This window comes from Tautonia plasticadhaerens (genome assembly GCF_007752535.1).
Taxonomy (GTDB): domain Bacteria; phylum Planctomycetota; class Planctomycetia; order Isosphaerales; family Isosphaeraceae; genus Tautonia; species Tautonia plasticadhaerens.
In genome coordinates this window covers 8,412,147-8,427,920 of the sequence record NZ_CP036426.1, presented here as the reverse complement: position 1 = coordinate 8,427,920, position 15,774 = coordinate 8,412,147, and the positions used below count along the sequence as shown (strand labels likewise).

Here is a 15,774-nt window from a genome sequence, read left to right as displayed (position 1 = left end):
GGGCCGGGAGCGTCGGGGGAGATGCGTTCAATCCGGCGGGGGAGGGTCGGGGTCGACGGGGAGCCAGGGGAGGGCGGCGGCTCGCCCGTACTTCTTCCCCAGCCGCTCGTGATAGTCCCGCAGTCGTTCCTGATGGATCCGCACCCGGTCGTACTCCTCCCGAGTCGTCGGCGGGGTTGGCCCGAACACGGCCATCGCGAGCGCGGCGGCCTGATGCCGCCTCTCCCGTCCGGTGTGGTATGCGGCGTTCTTGAGGAACGTCGCCCGGCGTCGGGTCATTCCCAGCCCCAGGCCCAGCAGCAGGGCCACCGCCGCCACGACGAGCATCAGCCGCCGGATCGTCATCCGGAATCGAGGGATTCGCATCGGTGACCCCCGGGGAGGTGCTGGCCTGTCGATCCCGGCCGTCGGCCGACATGCCCTACGCCCCGAAACCGAGCAGCCTGCGGCCGGCCTCGGCGGTGCGGTCGGCGGGGGCCCGGGGGTCGTCCTCGACCTGGAGCTCCCAGCAGCAGTGCAGGGCGTAGATGTCCTCGGGGGGCATCTCGGGGGAGGTCTCGCCGAAGAGGGCGAAGGTGATCGAGCCGACCAGGCCGACCCCCTCCCCCCCCGGGGAGTCCGGGCCGTCCGGGTCGTAGCGGTAGCGGAAGATCCAGAGGCGTCGGAGGTCGTTGGAGGGGGGCCAGAGCAGCTCCCGGGTGTCGACCAGGGCGATCTCGTCGGGGGCCCGGCCGAACTCCATCGGGTGGCTGAGCCAGTCGACCAGCTTGGCCATCGCCTCGAAGCTCGGCTCGGCGGCGCGCTCGGGGACGGCGTCGTGGCGGCCGAGTTCCTGGAGGTAGAGGCGGGCCTGGAGGCTGTGGTTCAGGTCCAGGCACATCCGGGAGAGGAACCGGACGCCCGCCTCGCTGCCGAGCTTGGCCGAGGCCCAGGCCCCTTCCAGCTGCACGGCGGTGGAGGGGTGATCCATCGCCAGGGCGAGCAGCGGGTCGCGGTCCGACCCCTCGACGAACGGCAGGGCGGCGGCGGCGCTGTGGGCCCGGCCGAAGCGTTCGGTGTCGGAGTCCCTGAGGAATTCGAGCAGCCGACGACGGCCCTCGGGGGTGTCGAACGGGTGGTCGTCGATGAACCCCTCGCGGGCCAGGGCGTTGGCGAAGTCGAGGTAGGCGACCCCGGCGAATCCGCCCGGCAGGGGGTCCCGGAGGCGGTCGCAGAGGGGCAGCCGCAGGGGGTGCTGCTGGTCGAAGGTCCGGAAGATGACCTCCCAGAGGTAGGCGTCCTCCATCCCCGGGCGATGGGCGGCCTCGGCGATCAGGTCGATGGCCTCGGGCACCCGGTACAGGCCGAGCACCTTGAGGGCGAAGGCGACGATCCCCCGCCGCGCCTCGGTCCCGGATTCGGGGTCGTCCAGCATGCGGAGGACGACCGCCGCCAGGCTCGGCACCCCGCGCTCGACGACCGCCTCGTAGGCCTCCCTCGTCTCGACCCCCTGCAAGAGGCCGAGTACCGCGTGCAGCGGGGACCTCGTCGCGGAGTCGTCCGGGGGCTCGGGGGGGAGGCGGTCGAGCGCCTCGCAGACGGCGACCGCGTCGTCGGGGTCGGCCAGCGCGACCTCCCCCAGGGCGTGGATCTCGGCGGCGAGGTCGGCCCCGGGCTCGAGCCCCCGGGCGATGGCGTCTCGGAGCGTTGAATTCGACATCGTGGATGGTCGGCCGGCTTCGACTCGGGTCGAGTCGATTCGATTCGGGGCGGGGGTGGTGACGATCGGGGGCCCGGGTCCGGGCCCTCGCCCCATTCTAGCGTCGAAGGCCTCGCCCGGGGCACCCGGGGCCGGGACGAGCACGGCCCGGCTCGTCCCGGGGGGGAGACCATCGGCCGGAAACGCGGGAAGGCATGCCCTCGCCGTCGCGGGCATGCCTTCCGGGGTCATCTCATTGTTCGAGGCCGGGCGGTCACTCGGCCGGGGGCATGATCACGGCGTCGATGACGTGGATCACGCCGTTGGAGGCCTCGATGTCGGTGGCGGTGACGGTGGCGCCGGCGACCGTGACGGTCTCGCCGTCGACCTCGATCGGGATGTCCGAGCCCTCGACCGAGGTGGCCGACTGGCCGCCCATGCCCAGGACGTCGGCGGCCATGACCTTCCCGGGGACGACGTGGTAGGTGAGGATCGAGGCGAGCTTCTCCTTGTTCTCGGGCAGGAGCAGGTCGTCGAGCGTCCCCTCGGGCAGGGCCTCGAAGGCGTCGTCGGTGGGGGCGAAGACGGTGAAGGGGCCCTCGCCCTTGAGGGTCTCGACCAGGTCGGCGGCCTGGACGGCGGCGACCAGGGTCTCGAAGTCCGGGTTGCTCGCGGCGATGTCGACGATGTCCTGCGCCTCCTCGGCGGGGGCGGGCTCGGCGGGCTCGACGGCGGCCTCCCCGGCCGGGGCCATCTCGCCCTCCGTGTCCATGCCCAGGCGCTCCATCGGGTCGGGGGAGGGCATGTCTCCGGCGGGGGCGGCCCCCAGGTCGGTCCCCTCGGGGGCGACCTCGTCGCCGCCCCCGCAGCCGATCAGGGCGGCGGACAGGGCCAGCGGGGCCAGTCGGGTCGCGAGCTTCCAGGTCAACATCGGTGGGGTTCCTCTCGGTTCGGTGGATCCGGGTGAGCGGGCCCGGGGTCGCCCCGGGCCTCGACCAGGCGGGGGGACGCAACCCGCCCCTCGCCCCGGGGTCCTTGCCGTCGGCCCCTCGGGGGGAGGTCGGGGTGATGACGGCTCGTCATCTCGTCAGGTTGTAGTCCGATTCGCCGTGTTCGTCGCGGGTTCGGTCGCATTCTTTCGTGTTTTTTTCGCCGGGGGGCGGATGCCCCCCGATCCCCGGCGATCCCGCCCCAGGGACGCGCCCTCGGCCCGACCGTCGGGCCGGGGCGGGTCACTCGGCCTTGGTCGGCCCGGAGTCGGCCGTCTCCTCGTCGGGATCGGCGACGGCGTCGGCGTCGGCGTCGAGGCCGAACAGCGGCGCGAGATCCGGCGCGTAGCGGGCCAGGTCGCGTCGGAGGCGGACCAGGGCGAGGTCCTTGGCCTTGGCCTCCAGCATCACGTCGAAGGGGGGCTCCAGGTCGGCGACCAGGCGGAGGAACTGGATGAACTCGAACGGGTGGACGAAGTCGGCGTGCCCGGTCCAGATGGGGGGGATCAGGGTCGTCTCGGGCTTGCCGGTCGACCGGTTCTTCCGGGCCACCTCGCGAAGCTCGGTCCGGGGGGAGGAGAAGTGCAGCTTCGGCCGGGCCCCGGCCGGCCAGGTGCGGAGGAATCGGGAGACGGCCTCCCGGAGGCCCAGCCCCTCGGGGTTGTTGCACCAGTAGTGCTGGTGGTCGAAGATCAGCGGGACGCCGCAATTCTCGTGGATCCGGAGCACGTCGAGGGCCGAGTAGCGGACGTCGTCGTTCTCCAGCACCAGCCGGCGCCGGGCGTGCTCGGGGAGTGCCCGGTAGGTCCGGGCCCAGCGGTCTCCCCCGGCGAGCTTGTCCCCGTAGGCGCCGCCGACGTGGACGACGACCACGGCCTCGGGCCCCAGGCCCATGCGGTCGAGCAGCTCGGCCTGCCAGTCGACGTCGGCGGCGCCCCTGGCGTTGAGCGCCTCGTCCGGGCTGTTCAGGACGACGTACTGCGAGGGGTGGAACGAGAGCCTCAGGTCCAGCGACCGGGCGAGCCGGCCGAGGTCCTCCAGCTCGTCGGCGCACTCGTCGAGCTGGCGGTGGAACTGGGGGAGGTCGGGATGGGTGAGGTAGGGGGCCAGGTCGGAGGACATCCGGTACATCCGGACGTCGATCCGGTCGAGGTAGGCGAAGATCTCCCGGAGGTAGGCGATCGAGGTCCGCAGGTGCGGCCCGCTCTGCCAGCGCCGGGCGTCGTTGCTCCTGAGCCCCGGCGTGCCCATCACCTTCACGGCGAAGCCGAGGCGGCGGGGGGGCGGGGATGGGGCCGGGGCCGCGGTTCCTCGGGTGCCGTGGCTCATCGCCATCGTCCGTCCCTCCGGGCCGTCGTCGGGGGCCGGGCGGTCGGCCCCCGACGACGGCCCCCCGGGTGCAGACGGCGCGCCGGGCGGGCGGGAGGGTCGGCGGGCGATCAGCGGCCCGGCACTCGGGGGTCGGGGGGCAGGGTGAGGTCCTGCTCGCTGGCCTCGACCGGGGCGCCCCCCTCGGGCACGTCCAGGCCGGCGGACCAGAGGATGCCGTTGACCACCGACCGGCGGTAGTTCGGGATCTCGAAGCAGTCGTGGAAGTGCCCGCAGACGTAGCCGAAGGACCGGCCGCCGTCGGGCCGCTCATACACCCAGCCGACGGGGTAGTCCGTCCCCTGGACCTCGGAGAGCACCACGGGCCTCGCCGCGTCGAGGTGCTTGAGCTTGATGTAGTACTCGTCCCTCATGGGGGTGGTTTGCCAGCCCCGGGCGATCGGGTGGTCGGGATCGGCGGGGCGGATGGCGGAGTCGACCACCGGGATCTCGGCGAAGGCGGTGTTGAACCAGCCCCCCATGACCTCCAGGAACCTCGGCCCGAGCTCCTCCCCGGCCCCGGTGCCCCAGTGCAGGGCCACCAGTCCGACCCCGTCGGCGATCAGCCGGTCGGCCTGCTCCCGGTGGGAGGGGTCGAGCAGCACGTCTCCGCCGTTGGCGGTGTAGAGGACGATCGCATCCACCCCGTCGAACGCCCCCGGCTCCGTCGGCCAGCCGTCGGAGACGATCGCCTCGACGCCCGGGGTCTGCTCCAGGCAGGTCTCCAGCAGGGCGCACTCGGCCATGTACTCGTGGGTCTCGGGGGCGTGGTCGCGGTCCTTGCCGATGAGCAGGATCTTCGTCGTCTCGTCCTGGGCCCCGGCCGGCGCCGAAGCCGGGGCCGAGGCGGCGAGGGCAAGGCCCGCGGCCAGGGCGAGCCAGGTGCGTCGGGTCATGGTCGTCTCTCCTCGGGCTGGCGTGGCGATGAGGTCGGTCTCGGGTCGGTGTGCGTCGCATTCGAGAACCCGGATTCTGCCCCGTCCCGGCCCCCTCCGCAACGCGCCTCCGCCCGGCGTGCCCGCCCCAGGGGCGACCGGCCGCCGTGTTGGCCGACCCGGGAAGTCCCTGACCAGGCCTGTCGTCTCCGACCCTCGCCCCCGTCTTCGGGGGAGAGGGTGGCCGGAGGCCGGTGAGGGGAATCGGGCGATCCCCAGGGCTTAAGGTCGAAGGCCGGGACCCCTCATCCCGACCCTCTCCCCACCGGTGGGGAGAGGGGGCCGGAGCCGATCCGTCGACGACAAGGCGGATGCACCCCTTATTCGTCTCCGCCCCGGGCCTCCGCCGCCGGGATCCCCCGGCGGAGGGCGAGGCGTCGGGTGAGCCAGACCTCCAGGCAGAGCCCGGCCAGGGCGGCCAGCAAGAGCCCCCGCCAGAGGGGTCGGCGAGACCGGCCGGGGGGGGCGGAGGAGGGGAGGGGATCGGCCTCGACGTCGGTCGAGAACGAGAGGGGCCAGCCCTCGGCGAGGGCGTCGGCCTCGTCCGGGGAGAGCGGGGAGGGATCCGGCGGCGGGCCGTCGGGCGTGGCGACCCGCCGGTATCGCGGCCCCCCGGGGAGGTCGAAGCGATACAGGCCCGGCTCGTCCGCCTCGGCGAGCCGGGCGAGGGCGGCGTCGCCCTCGCGTTCGACGGCCGCGGAGACGACCCGGCCCGAGGGGGTCCGCACGGGGACGGCCGAGCCGAGAGCCTCGGGCGCCGGGTCGATCGGCACGGCGATCGGCTCCCCGGGGCGGGCGATCGAGGCGTCGGAGCCCGGCCCGCCGTCGCCGGGGTCGGCCAGGAGGAAGACCAGCTCCCGGACGAACGGGACGAAGTCCGGGTTGGCCGGCAGGGTGCCGCCTTCCGCGTCGAGTGGGCCGGCCAGCAGGGCGACCCGGCCGGACCCGGGCGACCCGGGGGCCTTCCGGTCGACCAGCCAGGGCTCCCCCGAGTCGAGCCGGGCCGACACCCCGGCCGGGTCGTCCCCGCCCGCCGGCTCCAGCAGGAACGAGGCGAACAGGGAGGCCGAGCCGAGGGGGGGCGACTCGCCCGAACCGAGCGGCCCCAGCGCCGGGCCCTCGAAGCTCGGCGGCGACGGCCGGGCCACCGGCTCCCGGTCGAGGAACCGGCCCCGGAGCGGCCCGATCCGGGCGGGCAGCCAGCCCCGGGCGTCCCGGAAGGCGTCCCGGTTCCAGGAGTCGACGTCGGTCCGGTCCCCGGGGAGCACCAGCACCCCGCCCCCCCGGTCGAGGAGGCCGAGGACGGCGTCCTGCTGGGCCGGGGTCAGGCGATCGACGTTGGCGAGGACGAGCACCCGAGGCTGTTCCAGGCTCTCCCCGTCCAGCGCGTCGGGGGGGATGACCGAGGTCTGGACCTGGGGGGCCTGCTCCCCCCGGGGGGCGAGGGCGGCCCGGAGGAAGTCGACCTCGCCGGTCATCGGCTCCAGGCCCGGCTCGCCGTCGACCAGCAGCACGGGGAGCGCCTCGGCTACCTCGACCACCAGGCTCTCCTCGTCGTCCGTCGGCAGCGGGTCGGGCGTCCCCCCGTCGGGGGCGAGCCGGACGGTGACGGCGTGCGCGCCGAGGTCGTCCAGGGTCGCCCGGAACTCGACCGGCGCCGAGCCCCCCGGCGGCACCGGCCCGACGGCCCGGGTGGAGCCGGGGACTCCCTCGCCGTCGATCCGAAGCTGGGCCGACCGCTCCAGGCTCGCCGGGCCCCGGTTGCGGACCGTCGCCCCGACGACGATCGTGCCCCCTGGCGCCACCAGCCTCCGGGACGCTCGGAGGTCGACCACCGAGCCGTCGGCCGAGCCGGGGTCGGGCTCGACGGGGGTCGAGACGGCGGCGATCCTCGGCGGCGAGGGGAGTTGCCCGTGCAGGTCCCGGAGCAGCCGCCAGCGGCCCCGGTCGTCCGGCCTCCAGGGGGCCCGGGAGCCGTCGGTGAGCACGACGACCTCGGCGGCCGGGTTGCGGCCCTGCTCGTCCAGGATCCGGAACGCCTCCGCCAGGGCCGACGGCAGGTCGGCCGAGCCCGAGGGGGCCGCCAGGTCGTCCAGGGCGGCCCGGGCCGGGGCGGGGTCGACGCTCAGGGGGCCGGAAATCGGCTTCGCCCTTGTCCCGGCCCGGACGACGGCCACGGCGTCTCCCCGGGCGAGGCGGCCGAGGAACTCGCCGGCGATCCGCCTCGCCTCGGCCATCGAGGAGGTCCCTCCCCCTCGCCGGGCCATGCCTGCCGAGGCGTCGACGACGAGCACCAGGTCCCTCGGCCCTGCACCCCCGAGCCCGGGCCCGACGCCCGACGACCAGATCGGCCGGCTCGCCGCCAGGGCCACGAGGGCCAGCAGCAGCATCCGGCAGGCCAGCAGCAGCCAGTCGTCCAGCCTCAGCCGGGCCCGGGCCTTCCGGCCGAGTTCGAGGAACTGCATCGCCCCCCAGGCGATCGTCGGCACCCGTCGACGGCTCAGCAGGTGGATCAGCACCGGGATCGCCACCCCGAGCAGCCCCAGCAGCATCGCGGCGTTGGCGAAGCTCACGAGGGGGGCCTCTCGGGGGAATCGGCCGGGGAGGCGACGGCGGGTCCTGGGGAGGGGGAGGGGTCGGGCGGCATCGGGCGGCGGGCCTGTCGGGTCGGGCCTGGGCCGGCCCGGTTCGGCTCGGCTCGGCTGTCCGGGGATCGGGGATTTGCTACGATCGACCCCGACATCCTACGGGGCCCGCCCGAACCCCCGCAAGCGAGCGACCCCGGCCCCCGGCCTCGGCCCAGGAGCCCCGATCATGGCCACCTCCTCCCGATCTCGGCCGATCGACTACCCCACCTCCGACGGCAAGCCGATGGCCGAGACCGACCTGCACCGCCGGATCATGATGGACCTCCTGGAGATCCTCGACGACCGCCATGCCGACGACCCCAACGTGTATGTCTCCGGCGACCTCCTCCTCTTCTACGAGGAAGGGAACCGGCGACGACACGTCGCGCCGGACGTCTTCGTCGTCCTCGGCGTGCCCAAGAAGCCCCGGGACCACTACCTGATGTGGCTCGAAGGCAAGGGGCCCGACGTGGTCATCGAGGTCACCTCCAAGACCACCCGGCGCGAGGACCAGACAACGAAGCGGACGCTCTACCAGGACGTGCTCCGCGTGCCCGAATACTTCCAGATCGACCCCACCGAGGACTACCTGAAGCCCCCCTTCCAGGGGCATCGGCTCGTCGACGGCCGCTACGAGCCGATCCCCCCGGTCGACGGCCGGCTCCCCAGCCTCGTGCTCGGCCTGCTCCTGGAACGCGACGGCCCTCGCCTGGACCTGATCGACCCGGCCACCGGCCGTCGCCTGCTGACCCGTCGCGAGCGGGCCACCGAGTCCGACCGCCGGCGGGCCGAGGCCGACCGCCGGCGGGCCGAGGCCGAGCGCCGGCGGGCCGAGGCCGACCGCCTGCGCTCCGAGGAGGAGCGCCGGAGGGCCGAGGCCGACGCCCGGGCCGCCGAGGCCGAGGCCGAGGCCGATCGGCTCCGTCGGGAGCTGGAGCAGTTGCGGAGACGGCTGGGGGGGGAGTGAGGGCGGTGGGCCCCTTCGGCCCGTCGTTTGCCCTGCACTCGGGGGAGTCGCCCGGCGAAGGAGCCCCCATCCCATGACGATCCTCCCGAGATCGCCCCTCGGACTGTCCCTCGGTCTCGCCCTGCTCCTGCTCGGTCCCGGCCCGGCCGCCCCCGGCCAGGAGGAGGTCGCCTTGCCTCCGATCGGGGGAGACGCCGCCGACCCGCCCTCCGAACGAGCCGAGGCGGCCACTCCGGCCCCGACCGAGGACAACCCCGAGGCCACCATCGCCGAGGCCGCCGGGCCGATCGCCGTCGAGCAGCTCGTGCCGGACGACCAGATCGAGCGGAAGCTCCGGCGGCTGCTGCCGCGCTACCCGGGCGTCCGTCGGATCGGGGTGGAAGTCGAGGAGGGGGTGGTCACGCTCACCGGCCACGTCGAGGACGCCGAGGTCCGGGACCGCCTCCGGGACTTCGTCCGGCGCGTCGAGGGGGTGACCCTGGTCCTGAACCAGACCCGGACCGACGCCCAGGTGCTCTCGGCCGGGGCGCTGCTGGCCAAGCGGCTCGGCGCGTTCTGGGACCTCGTGTCGAGGACCTGGCTGGCGGCCCTGGCGGCGTTGGGCGTGCTGATCGGCTCGATCCTGCTGGCCCGGGCCTTCTCGAGATACTCCGAGGCGCTGCTGTCGCCGCTCTTCGAGAGCGTCCTGCTGAGGTCGGTGGCGGCGTCGGTGATCGGCCTGGCGATCGTGCTGGTCGGGGTCTACGCGGCGTTGGAGGTGATGGGGGTGGCCCGGGCGGTGCTCTCGGTGGTGGGCCTGGCGGGGGCGGTGGCCCTGGCGTTGAGCTTCGCCTTCCGGGACTTCGCCGAGAACTTCATCGCCTCGCTCCTGCTGGGCGTCCGCCGGCCGTTCCGGGTGGGGGACTACGTGGAGGTGGCCGGGCAGTCCGGCGTGGTCCGGGCCCTGACCACGAGGGCGACGGTGCTGGTGACGCTGGAGGGGCACCAGGTCCGCGTCCCCAACGCGGCGGTGTTCAAGAACGTGGTGATCAACCGGACGGCCTCGGACGCGGTCCGCTCCTGCTTCGACGTGGTGATCGGCTACGACGCCTCGGCCGTCGAGGCGCAGCGGGCGATCGCCTCGGCCCTGCTCGGGCACGACGGCATCCTCGACTCCCCCGCGCCCCGGACCCTGGTCGAGTCGCTGGAGGCCGGCGGCGTCCGCCTCCGGACCTACTTCTGGACCCCGAGCCGGGGCGTCGACGCCTTCAAGCTCCAGAGCGACGCCCGGCTCAAGGCCAAGGTCGCGTTGCAGGAAGCCGGCATCACCCCGCCGCCGACGACGATCGTCCTGAGCATGGCCGACCGGGTCGACGTCTCCCTCGTCGGCGACGACGGAGAGCCGGCCGGGGCCCGCACCCCCCACCGCGCCCCGGAGCGTGCCCGATCGAACCTCCGGATCGACGCCGAGGTCGCCTCCTCCTCCGGCGCCGCCGGCGACGCCCAGCCCGACGCGATCGACCAGGCGATGACGGTCGCCCGGGACGTGGTCGGCGACGAGGGGGACAACCTGCTGCAGCCGGATGGCCGGTGACCGGCCGGGTCAGGCCGAACGCCCTCGGGGCAGGAACTCGGCGATCACCTCGATCGGGCCGTCGAGGTTCTGGTTGAACTCGTCCAGGTCCTCGGCCGGGATCCAGTACTCCTGATGCGCCGACCCCCCGACGGTCTTCACCTCGTACCGAGCCAGGAAGGCCGACCGGACCCGGAACCGGGTGACGAAGCCGACGAAGCCGGAGGCGGCGTCATTCGTGTTCCAGTCCCGGGCGATCTGGGTCGCGTACGACTCGTTCAGCACCGGGTAGAAGATCGGCTGCCCCGGCAATCTCGGCGGGAAAGCCAGGAAGCCGGACTCGGCGATCAGGTCCAGTTCCTTCCGGCCGATGGGGCGATACAGAACGGTCGTCTTCGGCCTGATTGCGGTCATTGTCGATCCCTCCCCCCGGTCGGACTCGAAACGGCCCCTCGCGGTTCGGGGCGGTCCTGCCGTCACCGGGGCCGTCTCCTCCGCAATCGGACCAGTTGCCAGAGGGCCGCCCGCTGGAGGACGACTAGCAGCGCCGTGATCCCGACCGCCAGGGCGAACAGGGTGACGTTGCCCGCGTCCCCGGCCCGGAAGGCGAAGGCCAGCGAGGTAGAGACGGCCGGGGGGTGGACCACGTCGAGGGCGATCATCAGCACGATCGTCGCCACCATCGCCACGCCCCGGAGAGGTACGCCGGGGCGATCGCCTGATAGGCCAGCAGGCCGAGGCCCGCCGCCATCAACTGCGCGATCGTCAGCGTCCGGACCGTGTTCTGCCGTGTTCGGGGTCGAGGTAGATCAGGAAGGCGCTCCCGGCCAGCGAGGCGAACAGCAGGCGCTGCTCGGTGAGGACCTCGACCAGGCCGAAGACCAGGAGCACCACCGCCGTCGGCGCGATCGCCAGGGTCAGTTCCCCCCGGCTCCCCAGGCTCGCCCGGTCGGGAGGGCCGGCCCCCTCGATCGGCGCCAGTCGCTCCCGATCTCCTTCCATCGCGGGACCTCCGGGATCCGATACCCTGATTCGACCAGGCGACCGGTTGCAAATCGCTCGCCCGACCGAGCTTCCGGGTCCTAGCCTTGGAGGGGTCCCGGCCGACCCGGATGGCCCGGGGTTGACCATGCATGCATAATCGGGTGAGCCGGATCGTCACCCCACCGACGGAGCGACCTGCCGATGATGCGCCCGCGCCCCCGACCGAAGCGATCGAACCCGGCCCGAGGGCGGAGGAGGGGCGACCGCCTCCGGTTCCGGGCCGAGCCGCTGGAGCCACGGGCTTTGCTCTCGACGATCGTCCCGGCCGACTACGACGGCGACGGCCGCTCCGACCTCGCCGTCTTCGGCTCCGACGAGGAGACGGGGCAGGGGACCTTCACCGTCGACCGCTCGGGCCTCGGCCGCCTGGAGGTGGACTTCGGCGGGGCCGACGACCGGCCGATCTCGGGGGACTTCGACGGCGACGGCCGGGCCGACGTGGCCGTCTTCGGCTACAGCCCGCTCGACGGCTTCGCCCGGTACGCGATCCTGCCCTCGGACGGGGGGCCCGCCCGGTTGCAGCCCTTCGGCGGGGCCGACGACCGGCCGGTCTCGGCCGATTATGACGGCGACGGGACCACGGACATCGCCGTCTTCGGCGACAGCCCCGACAACGGGTTCAGCCGGTTCGCGGCCCTCCTCTCCGGCGGCCCGAACGACGCATTCCCCGCCGGGGTGGTCACGCTCCCCTTCGGGGGGCCGGACGACCGGCCGATCTCGGGGGATTTCGACGGCGACGGCCGGGCCGACTTCGGCGTCTACGGGCCGGGCGAGGGCGACGCCCCCAGCCGGTTCCTGGTCCGGCTCTCCGGGGGCCCCACCGTGGCGTACCCGGACGGCCTGATCGTCCAGCCCTTCGGCGGGCCCGACGACGTGCCGGCCGTCGGCGACTACGACGGCGACGGCCGCTCCGACCTCGCGGTCGCCGGCTTCAGCCCGGTCGAGGGCTTCCGACGCTTCGCCATCATCCCCTCCGGGGGGGCCCCGAGCCGATCGGTCCCCTTCGGCGGCTTCGACGACCTGCCGGTGCCGCTCGACCTCGACGGCGACGCGATCACCGACTATGCCGTCTACGGCTTCAGCCCGGTCGAGGGGTTCAGCCGGTTCGCCCTGGTCTCCTCGTCGACCGGCCTGGCGTCGTCGGTCCGGCTGGGGGCACCGGACAGCGTCCCGCTCCCCCCCCCCTCGGTCGCCGGGCCCCCTCCCGGCCGGGTCGAGCCCGACCCGAACCCGGATCCGACGCCGGATCCCGAACCCGACCCGAACCCGGGCCGGCCGGAGTTCCGGATCGACTGGGTGAACCGGGGGACGGCCACCGACCGCTTCTCTCCCGCCGAGCGGGCCGCGATCGACCGGGCGATCGCCGTCTGGGAGGGACTGGTCGTCGACAACAACCGGCCGGACAACACCCTGAGCGTCACCTTCCTCGGCGGATCGGCCTCGGGCCTGGACATGGGGGACACGCTCGGGCTGTCCACCGTCCGTTACGACGAGGGGGGGACCATCGAGGCCACCATCGAACTGGACGCCGACGGCGGGGGGGAAGGCTGGTTCGTCGACCCGACCCCCTGGGACGACCTGGAGTTCCCCGTCGCCGCCTCGCCGACCTACCTGGTCGGCGGCCCGGCCGGCCGCTACGACTTCCTCTCGACGGTCCTCCACGAGCTGGGCCACGCGCTGGGCATCGGCATCGGCTTCGAGGACAACGTCTCCGACCGCATCTCGCCGATCCCCGGCGCGGGCGGGGCGGTCCTCTATTCCGGGCCGACCGGCGTGACGGCCGCCCTCTCCCCGGGGCTGGACCACCTCGACCCGACCTTCCACGCCTACGACCTGCTCGCCCCCGAGGGGCTGGTCGGCACCCGGGCCCTGCCGACGGAGCTGGACCTCCTGCTGCTGGCCGACGCCTACGGCTACCGGGTCGACATCCCGCAGACCCCGGCGGACACCCGGCCGCCGATGCCGGTCGCCGCCGCCTTGCAGCTCGACGGCTCGGGCTTCATGGTCGTGTCGGTCGTCTTCGACGAGGCGATCGACCTGGTCGGCGCCCTCGACGCGAGCCGGTACGACCTGCTCCGCCCCGCCGGGGACGGCCTCGACGCGGTCCCCTCGCCGTTCTCCTCGGCCGAGTTCGACGCCTCGGAGCTCCGGCTCATGCTCCGGCTCCGCCCCGGCGTGCAGCCCGGCCCCTCGTGGAGGGTCGTCGTCCCCGGCCTCGGCGAGGACGCCCTGACCGACCTCGCCCGCAACCCCCTGGACGGCGACCGGGACGGCCTCCCAGGCGGCGACGCCCTGCTGCCGATCCGGGTGTGAGCCTGGGACCGATCGGGGAAACCGGTTATCCTTTGAACATGCGAGGTCGTCCGGTGCCGAGAGACTGCGGCCCGAGCCAATGGGGGCGATCGTCTTCCGAGACGCGAGAACGCATCCTCGTCGATCCACCGGAGAGACTGCCGCGATGACGAGCCTCCCGACGACCCTGCTCCTCGCCACCGTGCTGCTCCCTCCCGCCTCCCAGGAGTCGCCGGCGGGAGGGGGAGTCGAGGTCGTCGAGAAGACGGTCGGCCCGGGGGGGATGACCGTGGCGATCGCCAACGTGCCGATCAGCCACGACCCCGGGCGCAACGGTCGGGACCTGCTCTCCCATGCGAGGCGGGCCAAGCAGCTCGGGGCGAATCTGCTGCTGACGCCCGAATTCGGCCTCAGCGGCGGCTTCTGCGACGATTGCTGGGAGCACATCGCCGAGTCAGACGCCCGGGACGACGCCCTCTTCGCCGAGCTGAAGGCGCTGCTCGACGACCGGTTCCGGTACATCCTCGTCAACGGCCCCCGGCGAGTCGGGGGGGACGACGGCCCCCGGTTCCTGAACTCGACGTACCTCATCTGCGAGGACTTCGACCCCGACGACCCCGCCGCCGACGAGGCCCTCATCTACGACAAGACCTTCCCCCCGGCCGGCCGGGAGCAGGTCTACACCCGGAGCGGGATGCGGGACGTCCTGACGTTCGACACCCCTGGGGTCGCCTCGGCGTGCTCACCTGCTGGGACCTGGGGTTCCCCTCGATGGCCCAGGAGCTGGCGATGCGGCACCGGGTCGACGCCATCCTCGTGCTCGCCGCCTGGCGAGGGGGCACCGAACGCTCCTACGGCGCCGTGACCCGGGACCGCTACTGGGGCTACCAGTGGGAGGTCATGAACGCCTGCCGGGCGATGGAGAATCAGGTCTGGATGCTCTCCTGCAACGCCACCGGCACCCAGGGCGACGCCGAGTTCTTCGGCCACAGCGGCGCCTGGGCCCCCTCGGGCGTCCCCCTGGTCGTGGCCGAGGGGCCGTCGCTGCTGGTCCTCCGCGGCCTGGACCTCCCCGGCGAGGTCGCCCGGGAGAAGGCCAACTTCAACCACACCTCCGAGTTCTTCGGCGTCTATCGCCTGATCCCCGAGGCCGGGACCTTCTCCCGGCACCCCGAGGGGCCTTGAGCCGTCGAGGACGCGGGCCGGGATTGCCCGGCTAATCGGTCGGTGCCGACGGCTTGGCGATGGCGATCTCCAGGCCGATGGCGTTGGCCGAGTCGATGGCGAGCACGGCGTTGCGGTGGGGGGTGGCGAAGTCGGCCATCAGGAGCATGCCGGTGCGCAAGGTGTCGGAGCGGACCTGGCGGAGCCGGGCGGTCAGCTCGTCGGGGGCGATGGGCTCGCGGTCGACCTGGACCCGGCCCTGGGGGTCGATCTCGACGAGGATGTATTCCTCCAGCAGCTCGTCGAGCGTGCGCATCTGCTGGGCGACGGCCTCCTGCTCGTCGGGCTCGGGGGTGGGGATCTCCAGGGTCTTGAAGTAGATGGTGGTGGCGGTCACCAGGAAGAAGAGGACGAGCTGGAAGGCGACGTCGACCATGGCCGTCAGGTCGATCTCGTCGGGCTCGGAGGGGGGCTCGGCGGCGAGGGTGAAGGCGGCGGCCTCCTCGTCCTCGTCGAGGGGGTCGAAGGCCTCGGGCTCGTCGAGGGGGGGGAAGGCGTGGGCGTCCTCGACGGCGACGGGGGGGGCGTCGGCCCAGGACGAGGCGGGGGGTGGCATCGAGCCCCCGGCGGCGGCGACCAGCTCGTCCCAGTCGTCCGGCTCGGGGTCGTCGGGGCGGGGATCGGCGGGGGCCCGTCGCAGCTCGACGGTCCGCTCCTCGTCAAGGTCGGGGACCTGGCCGGTCGGCTCGAGGTCGTCGTCGAGGTCGATCGGCTCGTCATCCTCCTCGTCTTCGGGGGCGAACTGGGCTTCGAGGGCGGGCTCGTCGTCGAGGATGCCCGCCTCCTCGACGACGGGCCCCGACCGATCTCCCGCGCCCTCGCCCTCGCCCCCGCCCGGCTGGCCCGTCGACTCGGGGGAGAGCAGTGCTCCCCGGGCGTCGACCCGGGCCCAGGGCTCGTCCGTCCCGGCCGGCCGGGCCAGGTCATCCGGCCGGATCGCCCCCGAGGCGATCCCCTCCCGGACGGCCTCGGCCCCGAGGCCGGTTTCGAGCCGGAGGCGATCGGTGTGGAAGATGTCCCAGTTGGCCATGGGTTCCCGGGTCGGCAGGAGTCGAGAGGGTTCGGGGGCGATCGCGAGGGGCGGGCGGACGGCGAGCC

General features: G+C 73.8%; 13 protein-coding genes and 1 pseudogene. 4 read left to right on the top strand and 10 right to left on the bottom strand.

The annotated features are described in order from the left end of the window. Positions 1-27: 27 nt before the first annotated feature. The 6 genes from ElP_RS33475 to ElP_RS40855 all read right to left on the bottom strand — a co-directional run bounded on the left by ElP_RS33475 (position 28) and on the right by ElP_RS40855 (position 7,543). On the bottom strand, positions 28-366 hold the full coding sequence (locus tag ElP_RS33475; RefSeq protein ID WP_145277743.1) for a hypothetical protein: 339 nt from the start codon (positions 364-366) through the stop codon (positions 28-30). 55 nt (positions 367-421) lie between these two features. Continuing rightward, positions 422-1,699, bottom strand: coding sequence for a hypothetical protein (locus tag ElP_RS33470; protein WP_145277741.1), 1,278 nt, complete (start codon positions 1,697-1,699; stop codon positions 422-424). A gap of 253 nt (positions 1,700-1,952) precedes the next feature. Beyond that, entirely contained in the window at positions 1,953-2,432 is a 480-nt protein-coding gene (locus ElP_RS33465; protein ID WP_390836115.1) for a fasciclin domain-containing protein, read from the bottom strand. 478 nt (positions 2,433-2,910) lie between these two features. After that, complete coding sequence (gene uvsE, locus ElP_RS33460) at positions 2,911-4,002, bottom strand: UV DNA damage repair endonuclease UvsE (protein ID WP_197446569.1); 1,092 nt, start codon at positions 4,000-4,002, stop codon at positions 2,911-2,913. Between the two features lie 104 nt (positions 4,003-4,106). Beyond that, a complete protein-coding gene (locus ElP_RS33455; protein ID WP_145277739.1) occupies positions 4,107-4,931 on the bottom strand; it encodes a ThuA domain-containing protein in 825 nt (274 codons plus the stop codon). Between the two features lie 359 nt (positions 4,932-5,290). Continuing rightward, entirely contained in the window at positions 5,291-7,543 is a 2,253-nt protein-coding gene (locus ElP_RS40855) for a BatA domain-containing protein (RefSeq protein ID WP_145277737.1), read from the bottom strand. Positions 7,544-7,784: 241 nt separating this feature from the next. Here ElP_RS40855 and ElP_RS33445 point away from each other — a divergent pair, with 241 nt between their 5' ends. Both ElP_RS33445 and ElP_RS33440 read left to right on the top strand, forming a co-directional pair. Continuing rightward, positions 7,785-8,564, top strand: a complete 780-nt coding sequence (locus ElP_RS33445) for a Uma2 family endonuclease (protein WP_145277735.1) — start codon at positions 7,785-7,787, stop codon at positions 8,562-8,564. A 73-nt stretch (positions 8,565-8,637) separates the two neighbouring features. Beyond that, positions 8,638-10,137, top strand: a complete 1,500-nt coding sequence (locus tag ElP_RS33440; RefSeq protein WP_145277733.1) for a mechanosensitive ion channel family protein — start codon at positions 8,638-8,640, stop codon at positions 10,135-10,137. 9 nt (positions 10,138-10,146) lie between these two features. On the opposite strand, the gene ElP_RS33435 is transcribed toward ElP_RS33440, so the two are convergent. The 3 genes from ElP_RS33435 to ElP_RS39000 form a co-directional block, all read right to left on the bottom strand. Beyond that, positions 10,147-10,530, bottom strand: a complete 384-nt coding sequence (locus tag ElP_RS33435) for a hypothetical protein (RefSeq protein WP_145277731.1) — start codon at positions 10,528-10,530, stop codon at positions 10,147-10,149. A gap of 62 nt (positions 10,531-10,592) precedes the next feature. Next, positions 10,593-10,799 (bottom strand): HPP family protein, encoded by a 207-nt coding sequence (locus tag ElP_RS39005; RefSeq protein ID WP_197446568.1) that lies wholly within the window; start codon positions 10,797-10,799, stop codon positions 10,593-10,595. 82 nt (positions 10,800-10,881) lie between these two features. After that, positions 10,882-11,118, bottom strand: a complete 237-nt coding sequence (locus ElP_RS39000) for a hypothetical protein (protein ID WP_197446567.1) — start codon at positions 11,116-11,118, stop codon at positions 10,882-10,884. A gap of 183 nt (positions 11,119-11,301) precedes the next feature. Here ElP_RS39000 and ElP_RS33425 point away from each other — a divergent pair, with 183 nt between their 5' ends. After that, positions 11,302-13,473 carry a hypothetical protein gene (locus tag ElP_RS33425; protein ID WP_145277729.1) on the top strand — a complete coding sequence of 724 codons (2,172 nt, stop codon included), beginning with the start codon at positions 11,302-11,304 and terminating at the stop codon, positions 13,471-13,473. Between the two features lie 79 nt (positions 13,474-13,552). Beyond that, a pseudogene (locus tag ElP_RS41475) lies at positions 13,553-14,637 on the top strand (carbon-nitrogen hydrolase family protein). Between the two features lie 31 nt (positions 14,638-14,668). Here the strand turns inward: ElP_RS41475 and ElP_RS33410 are convergent. Beyond that, positions 14,669-15,706 (bottom strand): ExbD/TolR family protein, encoded by a 1,038-nt coding sequence (locus ElP_RS33410; RefSeq protein WP_145277723.1) that lies wholly within the window; start codon positions 15,704-15,706, stop codon positions 14,669-14,671. Positions 15,707-15,774: the final 68 nt, after the last annotated feature.

Excerpts from the sequence above, each read along its gene's own strand:
- ElP_RS33475 (WP_145277743.1), bottom strand. The coding sequence starts at position 366 with ATGCGAATCCCTCGATTCCGGATGACGATCCGGCGGCTGATGCTCGTC.
- ElP_RS33470 (WP_145277741.1), bottom strand. The coding sequence starts at position 1,699 with ATGTCGAATTCAACGCTCCGAGACGCCATCGCCCGGGGGCTCGAGCCC.
- ElP_RS33465 (WP_390836115.1), bottom strand. The coding sequence starts at position 2,432 with ATGGCCCCGGCCGGGGAGGCCGCCGTCGAGCCCGCCGAGCCCGCCCCC.
- uvsE (WP_197446569.1), bottom strand. The coding sequence starts at position 4,002 with ATGGCGATGAGCCACGGCACCCGAGGAACCGCGGCCCCGGCCCCATCC.
- ElP_RS33455 (WP_145277739.1), bottom strand. The coding sequence starts at position 4,931 with ATGACCCGACGCACCTGGCTCGCCCTGGCCGCGGGCCTTGCCCTCGCC.
- ElP_RS33445 (WP_145277735.1), top strand. The coding sequence starts at position 7,785 with ATGGCCACCTCCTCCCGATCTCGGCCGATCGACTACCCCACCTCCGAC.
- ElP_RS33440 (WP_145277733.1), top strand. The coding sequence starts at position 8,638 with ATGACGATCCTCCCGAGATCGCCCCTCGGACTGTCCCTCGGTCTCGCC.
- ElP_RS33435 (WP_145277731.1), bottom strand. The coding sequence starts at position 10,530 with ATGACCGCAATCAGGCCGAAGACGACCGTTCTGTATCGCCCCATCGGC.
- ElP_RS39005 (WP_197446568.1), bottom strand. The coding sequence starts at position 10,799 with ATGGTGGCGACGATCGTGCTGATGATCGCCCTCGACGTGGTCCACCCC.
- ElP_RS39000 (WP_197446567.1), bottom strand. The coding sequence starts at position 11,118 with ATGGAAGGAGATCGGGAGCGACTGGCGCCGATCGAGGGGGCCGGCCCT.
- ElP_RS33425 (WP_145277729.1), top strand. The coding sequence starts at position 11,302 with ATGATGCGCCCGCGCCCCCGACCGAAGCGATCGAACCCGGCCCGAGGG.
- ElP_RS33410 (WP_145277723.1), bottom strand. The coding sequence starts at position 15,706 with ATGGCCAACTGGGACATCTTCCACACCGATCGCCTCCGGCTCGAAACC.